The 25367-nt window shown below is 67.6% G+C and carries 25 protein-coding genes; 18 read left to right on the top strand and 7 right to left on the bottom strand.

Going from position 1 to position 25367, the window contains the following annotated elements:
* Positions 1 to 8 precede the first annotated feature (8 nt).
* Complete coding sequence (locus ACTIEY_RS06765) at positions 9 to 500, top strand: GFA family protein (protein WP_439518356.1); 492 nt, start codon at positions 9 to 11, stop codon at positions 498 to 500.
* Here ACTIEY_RS06765 and ACTIEY_RS06760 read toward each other — a convergent pair.
* Complete coding sequence (locus ACTIEY_RS06760; RefSeq protein ID WP_439518355.1) at positions 485 to 1438, bottom strand: helix-turn-helix transcriptional regulator; 954 nt, start codon at positions 1436 to 1438, stop codon at positions 485 to 487. The genes ACTIEY_RS06765 and ACTIEY_RS06760 overlap by 16 nt on opposite strands.
* Before the next feature lie 78 nt (positions 1439 to 1516).
* Here ACTIEY_RS06760 and ACTIEY_RS06755 point away from each other — a divergent pair, with 78 nt between their 5' ends.
* From ACTIEY_RS06755 to ACTIEY_RS06695, 13 genes are all read left to right on the top strand, one after another.
* A complete protein-coding gene (locus ACTIEY_RS06755) occupies positions 1517 to 2242 on the top strand; it encodes an NIPSNAP family protein (RefSeq protein WP_439518354.1) in 726 nt (241 codons plus the stop codon).
* Positions 2243 to 2256: 14 nt separating this feature from the next.
* Complete coding sequence (locus ACTIEY_RS06750) at positions 2257 to 2754, top strand: DUF1579 domain-containing protein (protein WP_439518353.1); 498 nt, start codon at positions 2257 to 2259, stop codon at positions 2752 to 2754.
* A gap of 35 nt (positions 2755 to 2789) precedes the next feature.
* On the top strand, positions 2790 to 3266 hold the full coding sequence (locus tag ACTIEY_RS06745; RefSeq protein ID WP_439518352.1) for a hypothetical protein: 477 nt from the start codon (positions 2790 to 2792) through the stop codon (positions 3264 to 3266).
* A 75-nt stretch (positions 3267 to 3341) separates the two neighbouring features.
* Positions 3342 to 4412 (top strand): flavodoxin family protein, encoded by a 1071-nt coding sequence (locus ACTIEY_RS06740; RefSeq protein WP_439518351.1) that lies wholly within the window; start codon positions 3342 to 3344, stop codon positions 4410 to 4412.
* Between the two features lie 145 nt (positions 4413 to 4557).
* Positions 4558 to 5025: a (2Fe-2S)-binding protein gene (locus ACTIEY_RS06735; protein ID WP_439518350.1), complete on the top strand. Its 468-nt coding sequence runs from the start codon at positions 4558 to 4560 to the stop codon at positions 5023 to 5025.
* Between the two features lie 13 nt (positions 5026 to 5038).
* Positions 5039 to 7420 (top strand): xanthine dehydrogenase family protein molybdopterin-binding subunit, encoded by a 2382-nt coding sequence (locus ACTIEY_RS06730; protein ID WP_439518349.1) that lies wholly within the window; start codon positions 5039 to 5041, stop codon positions 7418 to 7420.
* 10 nt (positions 7421 to 7430) lie between these two features.
* Complete coding sequence (locus ACTIEY_RS06725) at positions 7431 to 8222, top strand: FAD binding domain-containing protein (RefSeq protein WP_439518348.1); 792 nt, start codon at positions 7431 to 7433, stop codon at positions 8220 to 8222.
* A 5-nt stretch (positions 8223 to 8227) separates the two neighbouring features.
* Positions 8228 to 9121, top strand: a complete 894-nt coding sequence (locus ACTIEY_RS06720) for an AAA family ATPase (RefSeq protein WP_439518347.1) — start codon at positions 8228 to 8230, stop codon at positions 9119 to 9121.
* A 115-nt stretch (positions 9122 to 9236) separates the two neighbouring features.
* Complete coding sequence (locus tag ACTIEY_RS06715; protein ID WP_439518346.1) at positions 9237 to 10412, top strand: vWA domain-containing protein; 1176 nt, start codon at positions 9237 to 9239, stop codon at positions 10410 to 10412.
* A gap of 46 nt (positions 10413 to 10458) precedes the next feature.
* A complete protein-coding gene (locus ACTIEY_RS06710) occupies positions 10459 to 11031 on the top strand; it encodes a CoxG family protein (protein WP_439518345.1) in 573 nt (190 codons plus the stop codon).
* A 10-nt stretch (positions 11032 to 11041) separates the two neighbouring features.
* The gene (locus tag ACTIEY_RS06705) at positions 11042 to 12118 is read left to right on the top strand and encodes an XdhC family protein (RefSeq protein WP_439518344.1); all 1077 of its coding nucleotides are present in this window, start codon (positions 11042 to 11044) and stop codon (positions 12116 to 12118) included.
* Entirely contained in the window at positions 12115 to 12753 is a 639-nt protein-coding gene (locus ACTIEY_RS06700) for a nucleotidyltransferase family protein (RefSeq protein WP_439518343.1), read from the top strand. Before ACTIEY_RS06705 ends, ACTIEY_RS06700 begins: the two co-directional genes overlap by 4 nt.
* 88 nt (positions 12754 to 12841) lie before the next feature.
* Positions 12842 to 13963, top strand: a complete 1122-nt coding sequence (locus ACTIEY_RS06695; RefSeq protein ID WP_439519415.1) for a helix-turn-helix domain-containing protein — start codon at positions 12842 to 12844, stop codon at positions 13961 to 13963.
* Positions 13964 to 13970: 7 nt separating this feature from the next.
* On the opposite strand, the gene ACTIEY_RS06690 is transcribed toward ACTIEY_RS06695, so the two are convergent.
* The 4 genes from ACTIEY_RS06690 to ACTIEY_RS06675 are packed head-to-tail and all read right to left on the bottom strand — an operon-like array spanning position 13971 to position 18250.
* The gene (locus ACTIEY_RS06690) at positions 13971 to 14276 is read right to left on the bottom strand and encodes a hypothetical protein (protein WP_439518342.1); all 306 of its coding nucleotides are present in this window, start codon (positions 14274 to 14276) and stop codon (positions 13971 to 13973) included.
* Complete coding sequence (locus ACTIEY_RS06685; protein WP_439518341.1) at positions 14273 to 16873, bottom strand: cbb3-type cytochrome c oxidase subunit I; 2601 nt, start codon at positions 16871 to 16873, stop codon at positions 14273 to 14275. Before ACTIEY_RS06685 ends, ACTIEY_RS06690 begins: the two co-directional genes overlap by 4 nt.
* On the bottom strand, positions 16870 to 17868 hold the full coding sequence (coxB, locus tag ACTIEY_RS06680; protein WP_439518340.1) for a cytochrome c oxidase subunit II: 999 nt from the start codon (positions 17866 to 17868) through the stop codon (positions 16870 to 16872). Before coxB ends, ACTIEY_RS06685 begins: the two co-directional genes overlap by 4 nt.
* Entirely contained in the window at positions 17831 to 18250 is a 420-nt protein-coding gene (locus ACTIEY_RS06675) for a c-type cytochrome (RefSeq protein ID WP_439518339.1), read from the bottom strand. The genes coxB and ACTIEY_RS06675 overlap by 38 nt, the downstream gene beginning before the upstream one ends.
* Here ACTIEY_RS06675 and ACTIEY_RS06670 point away from each other — a divergent pair.
* Positions 18249 to 18935: a c-type cytochrome gene (locus tag ACTIEY_RS06670; protein ID WP_439518338.1), complete on the top strand. Its 687-nt coding sequence runs from the start codon at positions 18249 to 18251 to the stop codon at positions 18933 to 18935. The genes ACTIEY_RS06675 and ACTIEY_RS06670 overlap by 2 nt on opposite strands.
* On the opposite strand, the gene ACTIEY_RS06665 is transcribed toward ACTIEY_RS06670, so the two are convergent.
* The gene (locus ACTIEY_RS06665; RefSeq protein ID WP_439518337.1) at positions 18859 to 19521 is read right to left on the bottom strand and encodes a cytochrome b; all 663 of its coding nucleotides are present in this window, start codon (positions 19519 to 19521) and stop codon (positions 18859 to 18861) included. The two genes, ACTIEY_RS06670 and ACTIEY_RS06665, sit on opposite strands and share 77 nt — an antisense overlap.
* On the bottom strand, positions 19518 to 20282 hold the full coding sequence (locus ACTIEY_RS06660) for a cytochrome c oxidase assembly protein (RefSeq protein WP_439518336.1): 765 nt from the start codon (positions 20280 to 20282) through the stop codon (positions 19518 to 19520). Before ACTIEY_RS06660 ends, ACTIEY_RS06665 begins: the two co-directional genes overlap by 4 nt.
* A gap of 182 nt (positions 20283 to 20464) precedes the next feature.
* On the opposite strand from ACTIEY_RS06660, the gene ACTIEY_RS06655 reads away from it, so the two are divergent.
* The 3 genes from ACTIEY_RS06655 to ACTIEY_RS06645 all read left to right on the top strand — a co-directional run bounded on the left by ACTIEY_RS06655 (position 20465) and on the right by ACTIEY_RS06645 (position 25305).
* A complete protein-coding gene (locus ACTIEY_RS06655; RefSeq protein ID WP_439518335.1) occupies positions 20465 to 23044 on the top strand; it encodes a PAS domain-containing protein in 2580 nt (859 codons plus the stop codon).
* Between the two features lie 64 nt (positions 23045 to 23108).
* A complete protein-coding gene (locus ACTIEY_RS06650; RefSeq protein WP_439518334.1) occupies positions 23109 to 24293 on the top strand; it encodes a serine hydrolase in 1185 nt (394 codons plus the stop codon).
* Complete coding sequence (locus ACTIEY_RS06645; protein WP_439518333.1) at positions 24232 to 25305, top strand: serine hydrolase; 1074 nt, start codon at positions 24232 to 24234, stop codon at positions 25303 to 25305. Before ACTIEY_RS06650 ends, ACTIEY_RS06645 begins: the two co-directional genes overlap by 62 nt.
* The last annotated feature ends 62 nt before the right edge of the window (positions 25306 to 25367 follow it).

Here is a 25367-nt window from a genome sequence, read left to right as displayed (position 1 = left end):
AGGCACCCATGCACCTCGAAGGCTCCTGCCATTGCGGCAGCGTCAAGTTCTCCGTCGAATCCGCCGAGCCGGTGCCGTTCATGCGCTGCTACTGCTCGATCTGCCGCAAGACCGCGGGTGCAGGTGGCTTCGCCATCAATCTCGGCGCAGACCATCGCACACTCAAGGTGAAGGGCAAGCGTTACCTGCGTGTGTACCGGGCCCGCATCGTGGAAGGGGATGAAACCCGCGAAAGCACCGGACAACGTCACTTCTGCGGCCGGTGTGGCAGCGCCCTCTGGCTCTGGGACCCGACCTGGCCCGATCTCGTGCACCCCCACGCCAGCGCCATCGACACGCCCTTGCCCGAGGCGCCGCACAGCGCGCACATCCTGCTCGATTCGAAAGCCGGCTGGGTGCGCGTGGAGGGCCGCCGGGGCGACCCGCACTTCGACGGCTACCCGGACTTCTCGCTCAAGGAATGGCACGAGAAGAACATGAAGCCTCAACGCAGGCGGTAGATTGCCGCCACCGCTTCGGCCTGGCGGGCCAGGCGAGACCGCAGCGCAGGCGGATCCAGCACCTCGATCTCGGGGCCGAAGCCCAGCAACTGCCGCGCGCCCTGTTCCACCGATTCGACCTGGAAGACCACCACGCCGTCGGCTCCTTCTACATACGGCATGCGCGCATTCGCCAGCCACTTCAGGCACCGCGCGGTCACGCGCGCGCGCACCTTCAACTGCCGCAGTTCCGATTCAAAGCGCGCCGCAGAGGCCTGCCAGGTGGCGGACAGGTCGAAGCTTCGAGGGCGCTTGAAGGTCTGGCCCAGGTCGCGCAGCGCCAGCAGGCTGGCCAGGCGGTAGTTGCGAAATTCCTTCGAGGGTGAGGTGCCGCCCGCAGGCCGCGCCACCACGTACCAGGCGCCGGCCTTGAGCACCAGTCCCAACGGCTCCAGCACACGAAGCGCTTCGCCCTTCCAGCTTTCGTAACGCACCTCGATGCGCCGCGCACGCCAGACCGCGTCGGCCACCTCGCGCAGGAATTTCGGTGCGTCCTGCGCGCGGTACCAGTCCACCGGGTCGATGTGCAGGCGCTGGCCCACGCGGTCGGCCTGTTCGCGCCAGCCGCTGGGCAGGCTGGCCACCATCTTCAGCCGGGCAGAAGCCGCCGCCGCGCCCAGCCCCAGTTCGGTGGCCGGCCCCGGCAACCCGGCCAGCAGCAAGGCGTTCGCTTCGGCTTCGGTCATGCCGGTGAGCTGGGTGCTCCAGCCCTCGCGCAACTGAAAGCCGCCCAGGCGCCCACGTTCGCCCCACAGCGGCACACCCGCGGCGGAGAGCTGATCCACGTCGCGCAGGATGGTCCGCTGGGAGACCTCCATGGCATCGGCCAGCGCGCCCGCCGTCATGCGGCCGCGAGCCTGCAGCAGCATGAGGATGGAGAGCAGACGGCTGGCTTGCATGGTCGGCATTTAAACATGACACGCCTTGTCAGGTTATGACGTGCATCATGGCCGCATCACTTTTCAGGAGCCTCATTCATGCACGAATCCCCCATCGTTGAACTGCGCCGCTACACGCTGCACGCAGGCCAGCGCGACACCCTCATCGAACTGTTCGAACGCGAGTTCATCGAGACGCAGGAGTCCGAAGGCATGCGCGTGATCGGCCAGTTCCAAGACCTCGATGATCCCGACCGCTTCATCTGGCTGCGCGGCTTTGCCGACATGGCCCGGCGCGCGGCAGCCTTGAGTGCGTTCTATGGCGGAGCGGTGTGGAAGGACCACCGCGACGCGGCCAATGCCACCATGGTGGATTCGGACGATGTGCACCTGCTCCAACCCGCCTGGCCGGGCGCGGGCATTGACGGTGGGGTGCACCGTCGCCCCCCACCGGGCACCACGGCTCCGGCGCCCGGTCTTCTGGACGCCACCGTGTTTCCGCTGCTCGTTCCCGCGGGCCGCGAACTGCTTGCCCTGTGCCGCGAAGTGCTCTCGCCCGTGCTGCAACAAGGCGGTGCGCGCCGCGTGGCCTGGTACATCACCGAGCCGAGCCCCAACAACTTTCCCCGCCTGCCGGTGCACCAGGGCCAGCCCGTGCTGGTGGGCCTGGCCCTGTTCGACCACGCCGAGGCATTCGATGCCTTTGCACGCAGTGGCGCCTGGGCGCAGCAAGCCCGGCCTGCCCTCGCACCCTGGCTCGCGCAAGCCGCCCGAACCCACCGGCTCGTCCCCACGCCTCGCTCGGCGCTGCGCGCCGGCATCTGAAACTGGAGAACACCATGAACCCTTCCAGCGCACACGATTTCGACTTTTTGCACGGCCGGTGGCAGGTCACCCACCGTCGTTTGAAAGACCGCCTGTGCCACTGCAACGACTGGGACACCTTTGCCGGACTGTGCAACTCCTGGCCGGTGCTTGGCGGCGCAGGCAATGTGGACGACAACCTGCTGCATCTGCCCGCCGGCAGCTACCGCGCCGCCACGCTGCGCACGCACGATGCCAGCACAGGCCTGTGGTCGATCTGGTGGCTCGATGGCCGGCATCCGGGGCGGCTGGACGTGCCCGTGGTCGGCAGGTTTCACCACGGCGTGGGCATCTTCCATGCGGACGATGTGCTGGCCGGCCGGCCGATCCGTGTGCGGTTCCGCTGGAGCGAGACCGGCACGCCCACGCCCCTGTGGGAACAGGCGTTCTCGGCGGACGGCGGCAGCACCTGGGAGACCAACTGGACGATGCGCTTTGAACGCACAATGCCCCCTGCCGATGGCGCTCACTGAAACCTTTGTGGCGCCGGGCTGCTCCAATGCCCCTGATGCACAAGTTCTTCGTTTCCGCTGCCCTCCTTTTTCTGGCCACCACCGCCACAGCCCAGTCGCTGTGGCGCGACGTACCTGCGGGTGCCTCACCCGCGGAAGTGGTGGCCCTGGTGCCCGAAGCCCGTCCGGTATCGCGCGGCCCGGTGCGGCTGGAAATCCCGGAACACGAATTGCTCGACGCCCGCTTTCTGGTGACGTTCGAATTCGAACAGGACCGTCTGAAGGTCATCACCCTGCGTTCGCAGGCGGCCACCGCCAGCGAGGCGCGGGCGCTGGCCCAGCGTCTCACCGCGTCGCTGCGCTCGCGCTACGGGCTGGAGATCAGCACCAAGAGCCGGCAGGACGACGTGATCCCCGGCGTTGACCGCAAGTGGTCGTACCGCAAGGCCAGCGTGCACCTGCAGGTGGTCGAAGGCAGCGTGGTCCGGCTGCGGTACCAGGCCGAGCCCACGCGCGGCACCAGCCAGCTCTGAGAGTGCGGCAGCGAACAGACGTTCGCCCCGGCTGGATTCCACAGTGGCCGCATCCGCCACTGCATGGAAGCCCGCATGACCCGCATTCGAAAAGGCCAGGCGCCTGAACCGCTGACCCGTGAGCGTTTCGCCGAACGCTACCGCGCTTTCTTCATGGACCCGGCTTTCCGCGCCGAGGACGCCAGCATCCAGCGCCTGGAGGTGATCGCCTGGGAAGCCTACACCGAGGGCCGCAAGGCGCCCGTCACGCAGAAGGCCGGTGCGGGCTACGCCGACCCCGACTACGACCTGTCTTCCGAATGGGTGGCCACCAAACAGCGCATCGACGCGGCGCAGGCGCGCTGGGCACGGCCGGACACGCAGTCGCGCGTCCTGCTGGTGTGCGGCTCTGCGCGCAACGACGGCACCTGCCCGGGTGAGATCTCCAAGTCCTTCCGGCTCACCGAAATCGCGCGCGAGGCGCTGGCGCAGCAGCAGATCGAGACCGACGTGCTCGACCTGAGCCTCATCACCTCCGAATACGCCCTGCACATCCACCCCTGCAAGGGCTGCGTGTCCACCGCCATGCCACTGTGCCACTGGCCCTGCAGCTGCTACCCCAACCACGCCCTGAACCAGACGCACGACTGGATGGCCGAGATCTACGAACGCTGGACGGCCGCGCACGCGGTGATCATCGTCACCCCGGTCTACTGGTACCAGAGCCCGAGCCCGCTCAAGCTGATGATCGACCGCCTGGTGTGCGCCGACGGCGGCAACCCCGACCCCACCTCCACGGGTGGCAAGAAGCCCGACAAGGCCAAGTCCCTGGAGATGGCCGGCTGGGACTATCCGAAGCACCTCGAAGGGCGCGCCTATGGCCTGGTCGTGCACGGCGACGTGGCCGGCATCGAAGGCTCGCGCCGCGCCCTGTCCGACTGGCTGGACTGGATGGGTTTCATCGATGCCGGCGTGCAGGCCCGCCTGGACCGCTACATCGGCTACTACGAGCCCTACGCCAACAGCCACGACACCCTGGACGAGGATGCTGCCATCCAGCAAGAAACCCGCAACGTGGCGCTGGCCGTGGCGCACGCCGTGGGCGAGCTGCGCGCCGGCCGGCTCCAGGCCGTGCAGCCGCAGCTGAAGCGTCCCCGACCGAAATAGGCGCTTCTGCAGGCGCCCGGCGCGCCGTCAAGTCTCAATTTGAGAATGATTGACGGTGGCCACCAGATTTCAGGGTTAACCCGGAACCCGGGCTCTGGCCTGCGTGCTCAACTTGTCCGGCCCCCACCCAAAACAGGAGACAAGCATGCAGGTTCAACTCAGGGTCAACGGCAAAGCCGTGACCGTCGATGCCGCGCCGCACACGCTGCTGGTGCAGACACTTCGCGAACATCTCAAGCTCACCGGCACCCACGTGGGTTGCGACACCGCCCAGTGCGGCGCCTGCACCGTGATGGTCGACGGCCGCGCGGTCAAGTCGTGCAATGTGCTGCTGGCCCAGGTGGCCGGCACCGAGGTCACCACCATCGAAGGCCTGGCGGGTGCCGACGGCACCATGCACCCGATGCAGAACGCGTTCAAGGAGTGCCATGGCCTGCAATGCGGCTTCTGCACCCCCGGCATGGTGATGAGTGCCGTGAGCCTGTGCAAGTCCAACCCCGGCGCCAGCGCCACCGAAGTGCGCGAGCAGCTCGAAGGCAACATGTGCCGCTGCACGGGCTACCAGAACATCGTCAAGGCCGTGCGGCAAGGCGCACAGGCCATGAAGGCCTGAAGGAGAACACAACATGGGTGCTTCCGACTTCTCCAAACTCCCCCATATCGGCGAATCCTTGCTGCGCAAGGAGGACTACCGCTTCCTCACCGGTGCCGGCCAGTACACCGACGACATCGTGCTGCCCAACATGCACCACGCCGTGTTCGTGCGCTCGCCACACGCGCACGCCAACATCCGCAAGATCGACAAGACCGCCGCGCTGGCAGCGCCCGGCGTCATCGGCATCCTGGATGGCAGCGACGTCGCCGCCGACAAGATTGCCGGCCTGCCCTGCGGCTGGCTCATCACCGACACCGCCGGCCAGCCGATGAAGGAGCCGCCACACCCGATCCTGGCTTTCCAGAAGGTGCGCTACGTGGGCGACCACGTGGCCATGGTGGTGGCCGACACGCTGGAAAACGCGAAGAACGCCGCCGAGCTGGTGGACGTGGACTACGAACCGCTGGCCGCTGTGGTCGACGTGCGCGACGCCATGAAATCTGGCGCCCCCGCCCTGCACGAAGCCGCCGCCGACAACCACTGCTACAAATGGGCCATTGGCGACCAGGGCCAGGTGGACGCCGCGTTCGCCGGTGCCGCGCACGTGACGAAGATCGACCTGATCAACAACCGTCTCGCGCCCAACCCGATGGAGCCGCGCGCTGCCATTGCCACCTACAACCGCGCCGGCGACGACTACACGCTCTACGTGGCCAACCAGAATCCGCATGTGGAGCGTCTGCTGATGACGGCGTTCGTGCTCGGGCTGCCCGAGCACAAGGTGCGCGTGATCGCGCCCGACGTGGGTGGTGGCTTCGGCGCCAAGATCTTCCTGTACGCCGAAGACGTGTGCCTCACCTGGGCGTCCAAGAAGCTCAACTGCGCCATCAAGTGGAACTGCGACCGCTCGGAAGCCTTCCTGTGCGACGCACACGGCCGCGACCACGTGACGCACGCCGAGATGGCGCTCGACAAGGACGGCCACTTCCTCGCCTTCAAGGTGCACACGGACGCCAACCTCGGCGCCTACCTCTCCACCTTCTCCACCGCCGTGCCCACCATCCTGTACGCCACGCTGCTCGCGGGGCAGTACAAGACGCCGCAGGTGTATGTGGAGGTAGACGCCTGGTTCACCAACACCTCGCCCGTGGACGCCTACCGGGGAGCCGGCCGACCCGAGGCCACCTACCTGCTCGAGCGCATCGTCAGCCGCGCGGCGTGGGAAACCGGCCTGTCGCAGGACGAGATCCGCCGCCGCAACTTCATCACCGAATTCCCGTACCAGACGCCGGTGGCGCTGCAGTACGACACCGGTGATTTCCCGGCGTGCATGGCCAAGGCCAACGAACTCGCCGAGATGGCCACCTTCGAACAGCGCAAGTCCGCGTCCAAGGCCAAGGGCCTGCTGCGCGGCGTGGGCTACAGCAGCTACATCGAAGCCTGTGGCCTGGCGCCCAGCAACGTGGCCGGGGCGCTCGGTGCGCGCGCCGGGTTGTTCGAATGCGGCGAGGTGCGCGTGCATCCCACCGGCAGCGTGACGGTGTTCACCGGCTCGCACAGCCATGGCCAGGGGCACGAGACCACCTTCGCGCAGGTGGTGGCTTCGCGCCTGGGCCTGGACCCGTCCCAGGTGGACATCGTGCACGGCGACACCGGCCGCGTGCCTTTCGGCATGGGAACCTACGGCTCGCGCTCGATCTCGGTGGGCGGCGCGGCGATCATGCGCGCGCTCGACAAGATCGAAGCCAAGGCCAAGAAGATCGCGGCGCACCTGATGGAAACCGGCGACGCCGACGTGGACTTCGCCAACGGCGAGTTCACCGTGAAGGGCACCGACAAGAAGGTGACCTTCGGTCAGGTCGCGCTCACGGCGTATGTGCCGCACAACTACCCGCTGGACAAGCTGGAGCCGGGCCTGAACGAAACCGCGTTCTACGACCCGACCAACTTCACCTTCCCCGCAGGCACCCACATCTGCGAGGTGGAGGTGGACCCGAACACCGGCGTGGTGCGCATCGACCGTTTCACCGCGGTGGACGACTTCGGCACCATCATCAACCCCATGATCGTGGAAGGCCAGGTGCATGGCGGCCTCACGCAAGGCATCGGCCAGGCACTGCTCGAGAACTGCGTGTACGACCGCGAAACCGGCCAGCTCGTCACGGGCTCGTTCATGGACTACGCCATGCCGCGCGCCGACGACGTGCCGGACTTCCGGCTCGGTACGGTGTGCACGCCCTGCACCACCAACCCGCTGGGCACCAAAGGCTGCGGCGAGGCCGGCGCCATCGGATCGCCGCCGGCCGTGATCAACGCCGTGCTGGACGCGCTGGGACCGCTGGGCGTGAAAGACCTCGACATGCCCGCCAGTCCCAGCCGTGTGTGGGAAGCCATTCAATCGGCGAAGAAGTAAGGAGCACACCATGTACGCATTCACGCTCGAACAACCCAAGACCCTCGCCGACGCCAAGCGCGTGGCGGCCGGCGGCGCACAGGCGCTTGCTGGTGGTCAGACGCTGATCGCTTCCATGAAGCAGCGCCTCATGCGCCCCGAAAACCTGGTCGACCTGGGCGGTGTGGCCGAACTGCGCGGCGTCAAGGTCGAGGGCCAGACGCTGGTGATCGGCGCCATGACCTGCCACCAGGACGTGGCCGACAACGCCGATGTGAAACGGCTGATTCCGGGCCTCGCCGCTTTGGCCAACGGCATCGGCGACCGCCAGGTGCGCGCGCGCGGCACCATCGGCGGCTCGGTGGCCAACGACGACCCGGCCGCCTGCTACCCCAGCGCGGTGCTGGGCCTGGGCGCCACCGTCGTGACGGACCGCCGCCAGATCGCTGCCGATGACTTCTTCCAGGGCCTGTACACCACGGCCCTCGAACCGGGCGAACTCATCACCGCGTTCCGTTTTCCAGTGCCCACCAAGGCGGCGTACGCCAAGTTCCGCCAGCCCGCTTCGCGCTTTGCACTGGTGGGGGTGTTCGTGGCGCTCACCCCATCGGGCCCCAGAGTGGCCGTGACCGGCACCGGCAATGGTGTGTTCCGTCACAAGGGGCTGGAAGCGGCTTTGTCGAAGAGCTTCACGCCCGAAGCCGTGGCCGACGTAAAGGTGGACGCCAGCGAGATGAACGGCGACCTGCACGCCAGCGCCGCGTACCGTGCGCATCTGGTCACCGTGCAGACGCAGGCCGCGGTGCGGCAGGCGAACGGGTGATCGGTTTGCCCGACACCGATTCGATCGACGGCCTCACCCACGCCCTGCAAGGCGTGGGCTACCACGCACCCCGGCGGCTGGCCACCGCCGTGTTTCTGGCCATGCGCCTGCAACGCCCGCTGCTGCTCGAAGGTGAACCCGGCGTGGGCAAGACCGAACTCGCCAAGGCACTCGCCAGGGTACTGGGCCGTCCTCTGGTGCGGCTGCAGTGCTACGACGGCATGGAACAGCGCGAGGCGCTCTACGAGTGGAACCACACGGCGCAGTTGCTGCACATGCGCGCCGCGCAGGCGACCTCGACCCCGGATGAAATCGAGCGCGAGGTCTACCAGGCGCGCTACCTCATCCGCCGCCCGTTGCTGCAGGCGCTGCAGACGCCCGCACCCGGCGCGGTGCTGCTGATCGACGAGGTCGACCGCGCCGACGAACCCTTCGAAGCGTTCCTGCTGGAGTACCTGGGCGAATACCAGGTGAGCATTCCCGAGCTCGGCACCATCGAGGCCGTGGCGGCGCCGCTGACCATCCTCACCAGCAACCGCACGCGCGATTTGAACGACGCGGTGAAGCGCCGTTGCCTCTACCAGTGGCTCGATTACCCCGAGCGCGAACGCGAGCTGGCCATCGTCCGCAGCCAGGTGCCCGAGGCGAGCGCGCAACTCACCGAGCAGGTCACGCGCTTCGTCTCGCGCCTGCGCGGCCAACCCTTCGCCAACGCCTTCCAGCGCAGCCCCGGCATTGCCGAGAGTGTGGATTGGGCCAAGGCGCTGGTGGCGCTGGACACGCTCACGCTTGACCCTGAGGTGATCCAGGACACGGCGGGCATCCTGTTCAAGCAGCGGGAGGACGTGGCCGCCTTGTTGCCGATGCTGGATCAGTTGTTGGCTCCTGAACCAGTTTGATGGGGTTTGTCGTGAGCTCCTCTCCGTTCGGGCTGAGCTTGTCGAAGCCCTTCCATGCCCAGACCACCAGAGCCCATCGACAAGCTCAGGGCAAACGGCATTTTTCAGCACCGGCATGATCCTCGGAGACGCAAGAAGCGGGAAGCTCCCCGACCACATCACCGCCTTTGGCCGCGCCTTGCGCCGCGCCGGCGTGCCGGTGGACAGCGCGCGCATTGCCAGCGCCATCACCGCTGCGGAGATCGTGGGCGTGGAGCGCAAGGACGACCTGCGCGCCGCACTCGAAGCCGTGCTGGTCAGCCGTCAGCAAGACATCGGCGTGTTCAGCGAGATGTTCGAGGCCTTTTTCCGCAATCCCGAACTCGCCCAGCAACTGCTCTCGCAGATGCTGCCCAAGGCCGCCAAGGCGCACCCCGTGCGGCGCAAGGCGCGCGTGCAGGAGGCCCTGAGCGTGGCGGGCCTCAAGGCGCGCGCACCCAACCAGGGCGAAACCGAAATCAAGTTCGACGCCGCCATGACCGCCAGCGACCAGCAGCGCCTGCGCCATGCCGACTTTGCCGAACTCTCCGCCAGCGAATTCCGCCTGGTCGAACAACTGGTGCGGCAGATCCCCCTGCCTTTGCCGCCGTTCCGCGCCCGCCGCGAGCGCGCCGGTACTCGCGGCCACCGGCCCAACTGGCCGCGCGCCCTGCAGCAGGCCCGCCGGCACGACGGCGAACTGCTCGAACTCCCGCGCATGACCCCGCGACGCCAGCCGCTGCCGTTGCTGATCCTGGTCGACATCTCGGGCTCGATGGAACGCTACGCCCGCCTGCTGCTCGCCTTTCTGCACCAGGCCACGCGCGGCACGCCGCGTTCCGCGTTTGCCTTCGGCACCGATCTCACCGACCTGCGCCCTGCCTTCCGCCACCGCGACACCGATGAGATGCTGGCGCAGGCCAATGCCGCCATCGACGACTTCGCCGGGGGAACGCGCCTGGGCACGTCGCTTTCTCAACTGCGCGAGAGGCACCCGCGCTGCCTGGTCGGGCGGCGCACGGTGGTGCTGCTCATCACCGACGGCCTGGACACCGGCGCGCCCGAGGTGCTGGAACAGGAACTGCAATGGCTGGGCCGTCATTCGCGCCAACTGCTCTGGCTCAACCCGCTGCTGCGCTTTGATGGCTACGCACCGCTGGCCAGCGGGGCCAGCGTGCTGCACCGCCACGCGCACGGCATGCTCGCCGTGCACAACCTGAGCCGCCTCGAAGACCTCGCCCGTTCCATGGCATCGCTCATGCAGCGCGGCTGAACAACCCGAATTCATTCACCATTCCGACCTGACAGGAGATACCACCGTGGACATGCAAGGCAGCCGGCCGCTCGCCGTGACCCAGCAACAGGCCTGGGAGGCCCTCAACGACCCCGAGATCCTCAAGACCTGCATTCCGGGCTGCGAGAAATTCGAGCTCACCGAACCCAACACTTACGCCGTAGGCACCGCCATCAAGATCGGCCCCGTGTCTGCGCGCTTCAATGGCCGCGTGGTGCTCACCGACATCGTGCCGCCCGAGTCGTACAAGCTCAGCTTCGATGCCCAGGGCGGCGTGGCCGGCTTCGGCAAGGGCACCTCTGCCGTGCTGCTCAAGCCCACCGACAGCGGCTGCGATCTCAGCTACACCGTGCACTCCTCGGTGGGCGGCAAGATCGCGCAACTCGGCCAGCGCCTGATCGACGGCGCGGCCAAATCGCTGGCGGAGGACTTCTTCCGCCGGTTCGACGAGGAACTGCAACGCCGCTACCCGGCCGCCCCCGGCGCCGTGGTGGCGGCTCCCCCGCCGGCACCTGCCTCTGGCGGCATCCCCACCTGGGCCTGGGCTGCCATCGCGGTGGTCATTGCCGGCATCATCTACATGGCCACCCAGGCCTGAGGAACTCATCGTGGAAAACCTGGACGTCACCGTGTTGCGCACCCTGCAGGGCTGGCGCGAACAGGGCCACCGCGCCCTGCTCGCCACCGTGGTGCGCACGTGGGGATCTTCGCCCCGCCCTGTGGGCTCCATCATGGCGCTGTGCGAAACCGGTGCGGTGGTGGGCTCGGTCTCGGGCGGCTGCATCGAAGACGACCTGATCTACCGCTACAGCCGCGCGCACGGTGCGGTGCAGGGCAGCACCGCGCCCCCCGGCATCACGCACGAGATTCCCGACGGCACGCCCGAGCGCGTGAAGTACGGCGTGAGCGCCGACGAGGCCCACCGTTTCGGCCTGCCCTGCGGCGGCACGCTGGAACTGGTGCTGGAGTTCAACCCCGATGCCGCCTCGCTGGCCGCGCTGGTGCAGTCGCTGGCCGGTGGTCAGATGATGGAGCGGCGCACCGAGCTGGCCAGCGGCCGCGTGACGCTGCGCGCCGCGCAGGCGCCCGCTTCGCTCATCGACGATGGCCAGGTGCTCAGCAACACCTTCGGCCCCGAATACCGCATGCTGCTGATTGGTGCCGGCCAGCTCACCGAGTACCTGGCCACCATGGCGCTGTTCAGCGGTTTCGCCGTGACCGTGTGCGACCCGCGCGAGGAATACCGCACCGCGTGGTCGGTGCCCGGCGTCACGCTGGTCACCGAGATGCCCGACGACGTGGTGCGTGAATTCCACGTCGACCGCCGCAGTTGCGTGATTGCCCTCACGCACGACCCGAAACTGGACGACCTGGCGCTGCTCGAAGCGCTGGAGACCGAAGCCTTCTATGTGGGCGCCATCGGCTCGCGCCGCAACAACGAAGCGCGGCACGCGCGCATGATCGAACACTTCGATCAGACGCCCGAGAGCCTGGCCCGCCTGCGCGGCCCCATCGGCATCTACATCGGCAGCAAGACGCCGCCCGAGATTGCGGTGAGCATCATGGCCGAGGTGCTGGCGGTGAAGAACGGCGTGCCGTTGCCGCGCGACATGGACGTGGCCAGCGCCAAGAACTCGCAGGAAGCCAGCGCGCCGTCTGCGCCCACCTGCTTCGTCCCCTCGTGAAGACCGGTTTCGTCATCCTTGCAGCTGGTGCCGGCCGCCGAATGGGTGGCATCGCCAAATGCCTGCTCGAACTCAACGGCAAAACGCTGCTGGAGCGGCTGCTCACGCATGTGCAGCCGCTGCGCGGCAAGGCCCGGCACGACCTGGTGCTGGTGCTCGGCCACCACGCTCAGGACATCCAGGCCCATGTGGCCCGCCTGCCCGACGAGCTCTCCCCGCTGTGCGTGATCAACCCGCGCCCCGACGACGACACGTCTTCGTCGCTGCGTGCCGGCCTGCGCGCCCTGGCGCACGATGTGCAACGCGTGGTGGTGCTGCTGGCCGACCAGCCGCTCATCGACACCGCGGACGTGCAGGCCGCTATGGACGCGTTCGATGCACGCCCCGCCGGCGCGCGCGTGCAGGTGCCGCGCGTGCATGGCCAGCCGGGTCATCCGGTGATGTTCGATTCGCATGTCCGCGCCGCGCTCATCGACCCCATGCAACCCAGCCTGCGCCAGTGGCGCGCCGCGCACCCCGGGTCGGTGCACCTGTGGGACGTGGACAACCCGCACTACACCCGCGACCTGGACACGCCGCAAGACCTGGACGCCCTCGCCAGGGAAACCCGCTGGTCGTGGCGCTGGCCGGGCTAGGGATGACCCTTACCCGAGCAGGCCGCTCGGGCGTGTGCGCTGGCGCACAAACGCTGCTTTAATGGCGTTCGCCCCCACCCTCCAGCCGATCGTGACCCCACAGTCCCAGCCCACGGTTCCCCACCAGCAGCGGCTTGCGCTCATCGAGCAGGCGCGCAAGGCGGTGCTGGGGTCGCGCACGCCGTCGGCGCCGCCGCTGCTGGCACCCTGGGTGGAACGCTCCTGGCGCCGCTGCCTCGACCAGGGCTTCCAGCCGCAACAACACATTGCCTTCGACCCCGTCACCGCCGCCGCCATGCGCCACGCGATCGAGGCCAACCAGCCGCTGCTGCGCGCGGCCGCGCCGGTGATCCAGTCGCTCACGCGCGCCATGGCGCACACGCGCTACTTCGCCATCCTCACCGACGCACGGGGCACGGTGATCGACGTGAACGGCCCGGTGGACCGACACAACCCGTACGCCTCCAGCATCGCCCGTGTGGGTGTGGACCTGTCCGAACGCGCCGTGGGCACCACCGCCATCGGCACCACGCTGGCCGAGCTGCAGCCCGTGTGGCTGCACCGGGGCGAACACTTCTACGACGACACCAGCGTCTACAGCTGCGCTGGCGCGCCCATCTGGGGGCCTGACGGCCAGTGCGTGGGCATGCTCGACCTCACCGGCGTGAATGTGATTGAGCAGCCCGCGCTCAAGCACCTCGTCACGCAATCGGCGCGCAGCATCGAGAACGCGCTCACGCTCGGCCGGCCGCACCGCCTGCTGCTGTGCCTGAACTGGCCCGGCCGCGTGATCGGCGACGACAGCGATGGCCTGGTGGGCCTGGACGACGACGGCCGGGTGACCGCGCTCAACCGTTCGGCCGCCGAGATGCTGGGCATCGCCCCAGGCATGGTGCCCGGCCACTGCAGCGATCTCTTTGCCGTGCCCATGGAAGCGCTGTTCGATGCCGCCCGCGCCCAGCGCGGCCCGTTCGAAGTGCCACTGTGGTCCGGCCTGCGGTTGTGCATGCTGGCGCAACTGAACCGCAACGGCGAGCGCGGCGGCCCGCCCGCACACGCCGCCGCGCACGGCATACCGCTGAAAGACATGGAAACCGCCCTCATCCGCAAAGCCGTGGACGACGCACGTGGCAACGTGAAGGAAGCGGCGCGCGCGCTCGGCATCAGCCGCGCCACGGTGTACCGCAAGCTCGGCACCCGGCAGCGCTAGCCTGCGCTCAGGGCAGGAACACCAGCGAGGGCAATGCGCTGAACACCACCGCCGCCGTGGCGATGGCCACAGCACCCTGGGCGAAGTGGTGGTTCCAGTCGGACAGCGCGCCCTCGGCGTGCCGTGCCTTCACCCGCACCCAATGCACACCCACCGCCACCAGCGCAATGGCGGTGGCCACCCAGGCCACGGCGTTCGCCATCCACTGGTGTGCCCAGATCTCGCTTGCCGCCCAGACCACCATGAAGTGCGCGAACCAGATCACGAACGCCGTGATCATCGGCCGCCAGCGCAGGGGGTTCGTCGACTTCACACGCCGCCCCACGGCAACACACGCGGCAGCAGCAGGCCGGCGGCGCCCTCCATCGCGGCGAAGATGAACAGGATGCGCAGCGCCTCCAGCGTCTTGTTGGCCGGGGCGGGTGCCAGGCCGCGCACCCAGCGTGCGACGTAGTACCCCGCCGACAACACCACCGCAATGACCACGGAGCCGTGCCAGGCCATCATGGCGTAGATGGTGGCGCCCTGCCCGCTGGCATCACCGCGCAGCCCGGCGTTCCACCAGTCGAGTCCATCCACCACCAGCGCGCCCACCAAGCACAGCATGCTCAGCGTCATCGCCGCCGCGCTGGCGCCGCTGCCGCGCTTCATCGTCGCCATCAACGGCCGCGCCGCCCACGCCAAGCCCGCCGACGCACCCAGCAGCAGCACGCCAGGCACCAGCGCGCCGCGCGGCGCAACCACCTTCCACCACTCAGGATGGGATCCGAACAGGTAGAGGTACCCGAACATCGCCATGAGGTAGATCATCCCCAGCACGATGACCAGCAGCACCGCGGCCCACCAGCCGTGCGATTGCGGGCCGGTCACGTAGGTCGGCAGCAGAATGCCCCCGCCCGCGTCCACCTCCTTCTGCTCGATGTGCCGGTCGTTGCCCCAGACCCATCGCATGATGCAGACGACGGCCAGCACGCCGCAGACCGCGCTGAGCGTGAGGGCCTTCACCGTCAGCAGCAGGAAACAGCCCGCGGTGAAGAGCGCCGCCAGCAACGGCCACCACGAAGGCCCCGGCATGATCTGCACATACTGCGGCTCGGCGCGCGCGCTGCTCGTGATCAGCGTCTCGCGCTCACCGGTGGCGGTGCCGGGCAGGAAGTAGCGCCCGGCCTCCACGTCTTCGCGCAGTCGGGGATCGGCCCACAGGGGCTCCAGGGAACTCACGACAGGGATCGAACGCACCGCGTAGTTGCCGGTGGACAGCCACTCCAGCGTGCCGCCGTTGTAGACGTTGCGCGCGTTGCCTTCTTCATCGCCCTTGCGGGTGAAGCAGCGAATGGCGTCGATCAGGAACAGCAGCACCCCCGCCGCCATGATGAAGGCGCCCACCGTCGAGATCAGGTTCGGCACGTCGAAGGAGCGCCCCGGCAGGTAGGTGTCCACCCGCCTGGGCATGCCCATGAGTCCGGTGAGGTGCATGGGCAGGAAGCACACATGCACGCCGACGAAGTTGAGCCAGAAGACCCACCGCCCCACCCGCTCGGACAGTTGCCGGCCGTTGAGCATCGGCATCCAGTAGTAGAAGCCGGCGAACAGCGGGAACACCATGCTGCCGATCAGCACGTAGTGAAAGTGCGCGACGACAAAGTAGGTGTCGTGGGCCTGGCCGTCGAAGGCGACCATGCCCACCATCACACCGGTGAGGCCACCCATCACGAAGATCAGGATGCCGCCCACCAGGAACAGCGACGGCACGTTGCGCTGAACCTTGCCCGAGGCAAGCGTGGCGATCCACGCGAACACCTGCGCCCCCGCCGGAATCGCCACCGCCATCGACGCAGCCGAAAAGTAACCCGCAGAGAGCCCCGGCAGGCCCACCGTGAACATGTGGTGCGCCCAGACCCCGAAGCTGATGAAGCCCGTGGCGATCAAGGCCAGCACCACGATCTCGTGGCCCACCAGCGGCTTGCCCGCCACCGTGACGATCATGGCCGACACCATGGCCGAGGCCGGGATGAAGATGATGTAGACATCCGGATGGCCGAAGAACCAGAACAGGTGCTGGTACAGCAGCGGATCGCCACCGCGCGTGGCGTCGAACAGCGGCCAGTTGAACGCGCGCTCCAGTTCCAGCAGGAAGGTCACCATGATCATGGCCGGGAAGGCCAGGATGATCATCACGCCGAAGATCAGCACCGCCCACGCATAGATCGGCATCTTCGACAGCGTCATGCCCGGCGCGCGTGTGCGCAGCACGCCGACGATGAGCTCGATGGCGCCGGCAATCGCGCTGATCTCGATGAAGCCGATGCCCAGGAGCCAGAAGTCCGCGTTGATGCCCTTGGAGTAGACGCCGTCGCTCAACGGCGGGTACATGAACCAGCCGCCCGAGGGCGCCAGGCTGAAGAAGATCGAGCAGAAGAAGACCACGCCGCCAATGAGGTAGGCCCAGTACGAGTACGCCGAGAGTCGCGGGAACGGCAGGTCGCGCGCGGCGATCATCTGCGGCAGCAGCATCACGGCGATGGCCTCGACGGCGGGCACGGCGAAGAGGAACATCATCACCGAGCCGTGCATCGTGAACAGCTGGTTGTAGGTTTCCTGCGGCACCACGTCCGCCAGCGGCGCAGCCAGCTGCACGCGCATCACCAGCGACAGCACACCCGCGGCCACAAAGAACCCGAAGGCCGTGATGATGAACAGCAAGCCGATGAAGTTGTTGTTGACGGCGCTGAACGCCCGCCAGCCTGTCGGCGTTTCCCACACCTTCTTCAGGGCCTCGAGTTCGCCTCGCGGTCTTTTGCCTCGCGTCGGAAAACGCTCGTAGAGCCGGGCGTCGAAGCCGGTTTCCGACGCCGCACTCGCCGCGTCTTCGATCGCGCCCGCCACGCCCGGGGGAACGGCCTGCGTCACTTCAAGGACTCCATGTAGGCCGCCAGTGCATTGAGTTCGGCGGCCTCCAGCGAACGGTAGGCCGGCATGCGGTTGTTGGGCTTGATCGACTGGCTGTCGCCGATCCAGCCGATCAGGGTGCCGCGGGTGTTGGGCAGGATGCCGGCACCCAGCGACTGGCGCGAACCGATGTGCGTGAGGTCCGGACCCGAGAGCCCTTGCGCAGAGGTGCCGGCCACGCGGTGGCAGGCGGCGCAGCCGGCCTCGCCAAACAGCTGGCGTCCGCGCAGCACCTCGTCGTTGGCCGGTGCAGCGGCTGGGGCCGCTTGTGGCGCCTGGCGCGCCAGCCGCGCTTCGTTCCAGCGCTGCCAGTCGGCCGGCTCGTGCGCCACCACCATGAAGCCCATGAGCGAGTGCGCACCGCCGCAGAATTCGGCGCACTGCCCGCCGTACACGCCCGCCTTGTCGGCCTGCAGCTTGAGCCGGTTGGTGCGACCGGGGATCATGTCCATCTTGCCGCCCAGCTTGGGCACCCAGAAGCTGTGGATCACGTCTTCGGACACCATCTCGACCACCACCGGGCGGCCGACCGGAATGTGCAGTTCGTTGGCGTCTGCATGGATCTCCTTGCCCGCCGCATCCAGGTAGGACACGCGCCACCAGTAGATGTTGCCGGACACGCGCATGCGCAGCTCGTCGCCCTTGATGGTTGTCATGCCGGCGGCCAGCGTGAGGCCCCAGACCAGCAGCAGGAACAGGATGCCGGCCGGAATGATCAGCCCGAACCATTTGACGACGCCCACACCGCCGAGCTTCGCGCGCAGTTCGTCGCTGCCGTACAGCGCCACCCACATGGCCACGCACACCAGCACGAAGATGAGCGTGACCAGGGCAATCAGCACCCACGCCAGCGAGGTGACCGTGTTCGAAAACGGGCCGTGCGGATCGAGCACCGGCGGGGGCCAGCCGCTCAAGGCCTCAGCGAGGTTGGAGCGTGAGGAGATAGGCTGTGACATCGCGGGCTTCCTGGTCCGTCATGGTGATGGCCGGCATGGCCGTCCCGGGCTTGAGCGCGGGGGCGTTTCTGACAAATTGCATCAACACGCCGGGCTGGTTCGGCAGCTGCCCGGCGATCAGGCCCTGTCGGGCAAAGTCCTGCAGCGAAGGCCCGAGCCCGCCGCGCGGCCACGGCACGTCCGGAAACGTGTGGCAGGCCACGCAGCCTTTTTCGGTGACGAGCCGCAAGCCGGCTTCGGCGCTGGCGTCGCCCAACGTGGGAGTGCGGTCGGGCGGCCCGTCGCAGGCCACCAGGCTGAAGCAGGCCAGCACCAGCCAGAGGCCCGAATAGCCCCTGGGTGAATTTCGGGTACGCGGCATGGGCGATGATCTAGTGTCCATGCACACACCTTCTTCGCTCCACGAACGCCGGCCGCCGAAGTTCCGCGCCTTGTGGCTGGCCGCCTGCGCCCTCACACTGATGACCGCCTGCACCGACCGCATGGCCACCAGCGACGACCGATTCGGCCGCAGCGGCGAGGTGATTGCCATGAGCGGCGGTGAAGGTGGCGCGCGCTACGCCTGCGCCACCTGCCACGGCGTGCGCGGCGAGGGCAACGGGTTCGACGCACCGCGCCTGGCCGGCCTGCCTGCCGGCTACCTGCAGAAGCAGATGCAGGACTACGCCACCGGCTTGCGGCCGCACGAGGTGATGCGCGACGTGGCGCGTTTTCTGGACAGCCACGAACGCGTGCGGGTGGCCAACCACTACGCCGCCCTGCCGCCGCAAGCGCTGCCCGGCGCCACCCAGGAAACCGTCGCCCCGTCCACAGCCGCGTTGTACGCCGCGAAGTGCCAGCAGTGCCACGGCGCAGAGGGTGCGGGCACCGAACTGGGCCCGCCGCTGAACGCCCAGCCGGCCTTCTACCTGGCCCAGCAGATGCAGGACTGGCAGGTGGCGAAACGGCGCAACGACGGCAATCATGAGATGTTAAAGGTGGCGCAGGCGCTCAATCCCGGGGAGGTGCGGCAGTTGAGCCTGTATCTGGCCCGGATCCCATCACGCCCGCCACGTCCGGACCGTTGAGGTCGAACATCGAGGGCAGCACCTTGTCGCGCTTGAGCAGGTAGTGCAACACGGCCGCCCCAGCGTGGCCGGGAATCACCAGCATGGTGATCCACACGATGTAGAAGTGCGCGGTGGCGGCCCACTGCATCAGGCGCCACTGCAGGTCTTCGGACAATTGATCGAAAGGCAGGTTGGGAAACGGGATCACACCGGCGATGGACAACGGCAGGTCACCGGGCAAGGTGGACCACATGACCCAGCCGCTGATGGGCAAGGCGAAGAAGCTCACATAGAACCAGGCCTGCAGCACGCGGCTGGCCCTGCCCGCGAGCGACGACTCGTCCACGTTCTCGGGCCCGGTGATCTGGCTGTGCCAGAAAAAGCGCAGCGAGCCCAGCAGCATGATGGTGAGCCCGATCTGCGTGTGGGTCTGGTAACCCAGGTATTTGTCGCCCCCCACCGGTTGCCACCCCAGGAACCAGCCATGCGCGAGCTGGAAAAACATCAGCGCCGCCATGATCCAGTGGAATGCAACGCCGATCGGCGAATAGAGACCGCGTCGGTGGTAGCCCTCAGCCCACTCGATGGCGGCAATCAGGTTCATGCGGCGTCGGCACGCACGCCGCGCGCGCGTTCGGCGTCCAGCCAGCGCCAGCCGATCCACACCGCCGCGGCCAGGTAGGCCATGCTGCCAGGCGCCCACATGATGATGCCGGCGAGTTGCTGGTCTTCCAGCGGTGCCATCCCCCAGCTGATGGCAGACGCGAAATGCGGCGGATACAGCGGCCGCCCGGCAAAGGTGATCAGCGCGCCCAGCATGCCCATCAAGACGGTGGTGACGAGGATGGCGCCCATGGCCGCCGCCGGGGCGGCCCGCCGAACCGCGATCCAGAACACCACAGCGCTGGCCAGCAGGGTGAACTGCATCAGCCAGTAGATGGCATCGGACGACAGCGCCTCCGCGTAGGGGGCCGGTGCGTGCCACACCCAGAACACCACGGCGGCCATGGCCGTGGTCGTCCACAGCGGCGCCGGCAAGCGCCGCAGCCAGGGCTCAAGCCCATGCACCAGCAGCGGTGCCATGGCCAGCACCAGCGCAATGTGGTGGATGACCCGCACCGTGAAGAAGGCTGAGCTCAGCGCACACAGCGGCGAGACAAAGAGCACCACCGCCAGCACCCAGGCGCCCCACAAGCTGTGGCGTCGCCCCAGCGTGAGCTCTCTGCCGACGGGCGCGCGCCACAGCGACAGCGCCAGCAGCAGCAACACCGCACCCAGCACCGGGTCAAGATTCCAGCGGCTCAGCCAGACCTCGGGGCCTGGCGCCTCGCCGCAATAAGGGAACCACCTTGTTGCTTCGTCCACCGGGGGTCCTCCGTCCAGTCTGGGTGTTGTTGAACACGGTTGCTCTCGCTTCTATCAGAACACGAAGCCACCGCGCGCACTGTTCGATAAACCACAGACGGTGTGCACGCGCGAATTTTCGCCGTCACGCCCCGTAGTACCCTTCCCGCGAACTGTACAGGCGTGAAGAGGTACTGATGAATATGCCACTGAACAGAGGCACTGCGAGCGAGGACCTGCGCCTCGCAGGACTGGATGATGGAACCGACCCGTTCGTGGCTGCCGTGCGCGCCACCCGGATGCCCATGGTCATTACCGACCCCCGCCAGCCCGACAACCCCATCGTGTTCGTCAACGACTCCTTCTGCCGGCTCACGGGCTACGCGCGCAAGGAAATCGTGGGCCGCAATTGCCGTTTCCTGCAGGGGCCGGACACCGACCCCGAGGCGGTGAGCCAGATTCGCGAGGCGGTTGCGGACCGAAGATCGATCCAGGTCGATCTGAGGAATTACCGCAAGAACGGTGAACCGTTCTGGAACCGGCTGTTGCTCGGCCCGGTGCGCGGCGCCGACGGAGAAGTGGCGTACTTCTTTGCTAGCCAGGTCGACGTCACCCTTGAGCGTGAGCGCCTGGTCGGCCTTGAAACCTCCAATGCCGCGTTGACGGTGGAACTGGCGGACCGGGTGCGGGAAATCGAGACCGCTGAATCCCGATTGCGAGCGGCCACCGACGCCGGCGAGCTGGGCGTCTGGCAGCTCGAGCTGTCCAACGCGGAGTTGTTCGCCTCCCCCCACTGCAAGCGCAATTTCGGTCGCGATGAAAACATGCCGTTTTCCTACCGGGAACTGCAGGAGGCCGTGCACCCGGATGACCAGCCGCGCATGCGTGCCGCCGTGGAGCACACCGTGCGCACGGGCGAGGACTACCGCATCGAATACCGCGTCGTCCGTCCCGACGGACAACTGGCCTGGGTCAGGATCGTCGGTCGACTGGAACGCAACGCGCTGGGCCAACCGGCGTTCATGTCGGGCATCTCCCAGGACATCACAGACGTGATGCTGGCGCAACGGCGCAGCGAATTGCTGGAATCGCTCGAGCGCGACGTCTACAGCGCGGTGCACGATCCCGCCGAGATCGCCTACCGCGCAGCCGAATCCCTGGGTCGCGCGCTCGACGTGAGCCGTGCCGGCTTCGGGCTGGTCGACAACCAGAAAGAAACGATCACCATCGAACGGGACTGGAACGCCCCCGGCATTGCCTCCCTGGCCGGCACACTGCATTTTCGGGACTACGGCAGCTACATCGAAGACCTGAAGCGCGGCGAGTCGGTGGTCTTTTCGGACGCCCGCCAGGATCCGAGAACGGCCAGCACAGCCGATGCGCTGATTGCCATCAGCGCCCAGGCGGTGATCAACATCCCCGTCAGTGAAAACAAGGGCCTGGTTGCTCTCCTGTACCTCAACCACGCCAGTGCCCGGCAATGGACCGAACACGAACTGAGCCTGATTCGCGACGTGGCGCAGCGCACTCAGCAAGCCGTGGAGCGTCGACGCGCCGAGCAGAACCTTCAGGCTCTGGCGGATTCGCTGGAGCGCAAGGTGGAGGAGCGAAGCCGGGAGCTCATGAGAACGGAAGCCGCGTTGCGGCAAGCCCAGAAAATGGAGGCGGTGGGACAACTGACCGGTGGCCTGGCGCACGACTTCAACAACCTGCTGGCGGCCATCAGCAACAGCCTGGAGCTGCTCAAGCGAAAACTGCCGGATGAGGCCGGCTTGGGACGGTACGTCGACATCGGCCAGAACGCCACCCGGCGCGCCGCTGCGCTCACCCACCGGCTGCTGGCGTTTTCCCGGCAGCAGACGCTCGAACCGAAGGTGGTTCAAGTCAACCGCCTGATCGGGGGGTTTGAAGATCTGGTGCGCCGCACTATGGGTCCGCAGATCGGGCTGGAGGTGGTGGCCAGCATCGGCACCTGGCCCATCCACGCGGATCCGGGACAACTGGAAAATGCGCTGCTGAACCTGTGCATCAACGCCAGGGACGCCATGCCGGATGGCGGCAAGGTCGTGATCGAAACCGAGAACCGCACGCTGGACGACCGTTTTGCAAGAGAGCTGGATGTGCCGCCCGGCCCCTATGTGTCCATCTCCGTGCGCGACAGCGGCACCGGCATGGCGCCGGGCGTGATCGCGCGCGCCTTCGACCCCTTCTTCACCACCAAGCCGCTGGGCGTGGGCACCGGGCTGGGGTTGTCGATGGTGTACGGCTTCGCGCGCCAGTCAGGTGGGCAGGCCCACATCCAGTCGGAGGTGGGCGCGGGGACCACGGTGTTCATGTACCTGCCGCGCCACGACGGCGATGAAGGCACGCTCGATGAGACGGAGCATCGGCAGCCCGGCGTGGAGCAACAAGGCGTGGGCGAAACCATTCTGGTCGTCGACGACGAATCGGCGATGCGCGAGTTGATGTCGGAAGTGCTGATGGAGCTGGGGTACCGCGTGTTGCAGGCAGCCGATGGCCAGCGAGCGGTGGAAGCGCTGCACGCCGATCGATCCATTGCCCTGCTGGTCACGGACGTGGGCCTGCCCGGCGGCATGAGCGGCAGGCACGTGGCCGATGCGGCGCGCGCCCTCAACCCGGAACAGCGCGTGCTCTTCGTGACCGGATACGCCGAAAGCTCCGCCATCGGCCTGGGCGAGTTGCCACAAGGCATGCAGGTCATGACCAAGCCCTTCGAACTGAGCACCTTCACCCAGCGCGTGCAGGCGCTTCTGCGGGCATGAACGCAGGTCAGCAAAAACATACAGATACAGCCTGACCTGGCCGCTCGTAGTACGGTCGAGGCTCATGAGGTTTGTCATTGCTTATCTGAGCGGCCGGCGGATCCGCCTTGCGTGCCTTGCCGCGCGGCTGGCCTTGGCCGGCGCCCTGGCCAGTGGGGCTGCTGCAGCGAGCGCTCAGCAGGCGCCGTCACTGGCACCTGCCCCCGCATGGGCCGAGCAGCTGCAGGCCGAACTGGCCCGCGTGGCCGCGCGGCACACGGCGGGCCTGGGCATCCACGTGCGCGACCTGGAGACCGGCGTTTCCGTGTCGCACCGCGCTGACGAGACCTGGTACCTGGCCTCCACCGTGAAGGTGCCGGTGGCGCTGGCCGTGCTGCGCGCGGTGGAGCGCGGCGACTTCACGCTGGACACCACCCTGCGCCTGCGCGCTGCCGACTATGTGGACGGCGCCGGCGCCACCAATTCCAGAGCCGTGGGCACACCGCTGAGCGTGCGCTACCTGATCGAGCAGATGATCATCTACAGCGACAACACCGCCAGCGACATGCTCATCGAACTGGTGGGCCTGCGTGCGGTAAACGCGCTGGTGCAGGAGCTGGTGCCGCAGGGCTTCGAGCGCATCACCACGCTGGCCGACGTGCGCCGGCACGCCTATGGCCACCTCACCAGCGAAGCGGCGCACCTGAGCGGGCACGACTTTCTGCTGATCAAGCAGCAGCGCACCGATGCCGACCGGCTGCAGGCCCTGGCCACGCTGCTGCGCGTGCCCGCCGCGTCGTTTCAGATGCCCAGCGTGGGCGATGCGTTCGAGGCCTACTACGCCAGCGGCCTCAATTCCGGCCGGCTCGACGCCTATGCCGACATGCTGCAGCAACTGGCCGAAGGCCGGGTGCTCAATGCGGGCCACACCGCGTATCTGCTGCGGGTGATGGAGCGGGTGCAGACGGGCAAGCAGCGCATCCGCGCCGGCCTGCCGGCCAACGTGAAATTCGCGCACAAGACCGGCACCCAGCGCGCGCGAACGTGCGACTCGGGATTGATCAGCGTGCCGCGACTCGGGCGCGACCAACGCGTTATCGTGGTGGCCTGCACGCGCGGTGAAATGCTCATCGGGCGTTCGGACCGTGCCCTCAAGGACGTGGGCACGGCGATCTGCAAGTCTGGCCTGCTGACCGATGGAAGACCCCATGACCCCACATGCCTTGCGGCTGCGAACGCTGTGTCTCGCGCTGGCCCTGACGACCGCTAGCCTGGCTGCCCACGCCCAGAAAAGCGCGGCCTGGAGCGACGCGCTGCGCCAGCAGATCGAGCGCATCGACAAAGCCACGCCCGGCCAACTGGGCGTGTACATCAAGCGGCTGGACAACGGCGAGACCCTGGCCTACCAGGCCGACCGCCCGTGGTACCTGGGTTCCACCACCAAGCTGCCCGTGGCCCTGGCCGTGCTGCAGCAAGCCGAGGCGGGCAAGCTGAACCTGGCACAAAAGGTGACGCTGCAGGAGACCGACAAGGTGGACGGCTCGGGCAACGTCGTGTGGCAGAAGAGCGGCACCACCTACACCGTGGAAGCGCTGCTCAAGCGCATGCTGATGGAGAGCGACAACACCGCCGCCAACATGCTGATCCGCACCGTGGGCGAAGACACGCTGAACCAGCGCGCCCGCCAGTACCTGGGCACCAACGGTTTCAACCGCCTCACCACCTTCACCGCCGTGCGCCGGGACGTGTATGGCGAACTGCACCCCAAGGCCCGCGAGCTGACCAACATCCAGCTGGTGCAGGTGGCCGCCCAGACGAACGGACCCAAGCGGGTGGACGCACTGGTGCGCACCCTCTCCATCCCCAAAAGCGAACTGCGCGCCAAGACCATGGACGAGGCCTACACGCGCTACTACGCCCGACAGTTCAACAGCGCGCCCCTGTCCGCCTACGGCAACATGCTGGAGCAGATGGTGACCGGCAAGCTGGTGAACCCCCAGCACCTGCAACGCCTGATGGCCGACCTGAAGTTTGAAACCTACGACGCCTACCGGCTCGAAGCCGGCCTGCCGCGCACGGCGCGCTTCATCCACAAGACCGGCACCCAACTGAACCGCGCCTGCCACATGGGCGTGATCAACCCGCAGGACGGGGCGCGCGCGGCCATCGTGGTGGCCACCTGTGCCGAAGAGCTGGACGAGCACCGCGAGGCCGGCCCCGCGTTCGAACAGATCGGCCGCGCCATCACGCAGACCCTGCTGGAAGACGCTGGCAAAAAATGACGTGAGGCGCTCCCCACGCGTGCCAGCCGCGACCGGGCACGCCAACTGCCCTTCCATGGAAC

Origin of the sequence: Hydrogenophaga sp. (assembly GCF_051858985.1) — a bacterium.
Classification (GTDB): domain Bacteria; phylum Pseudomonadota; class Gammaproteobacteria; order Burkholderiales; family Burkholderiaceae_C; genus Hydrogenophaga.
Note: the sequence above shows the minus strand (reverse complement) of the source record. Positions and strands in the feature narration are given on the sequence as shown.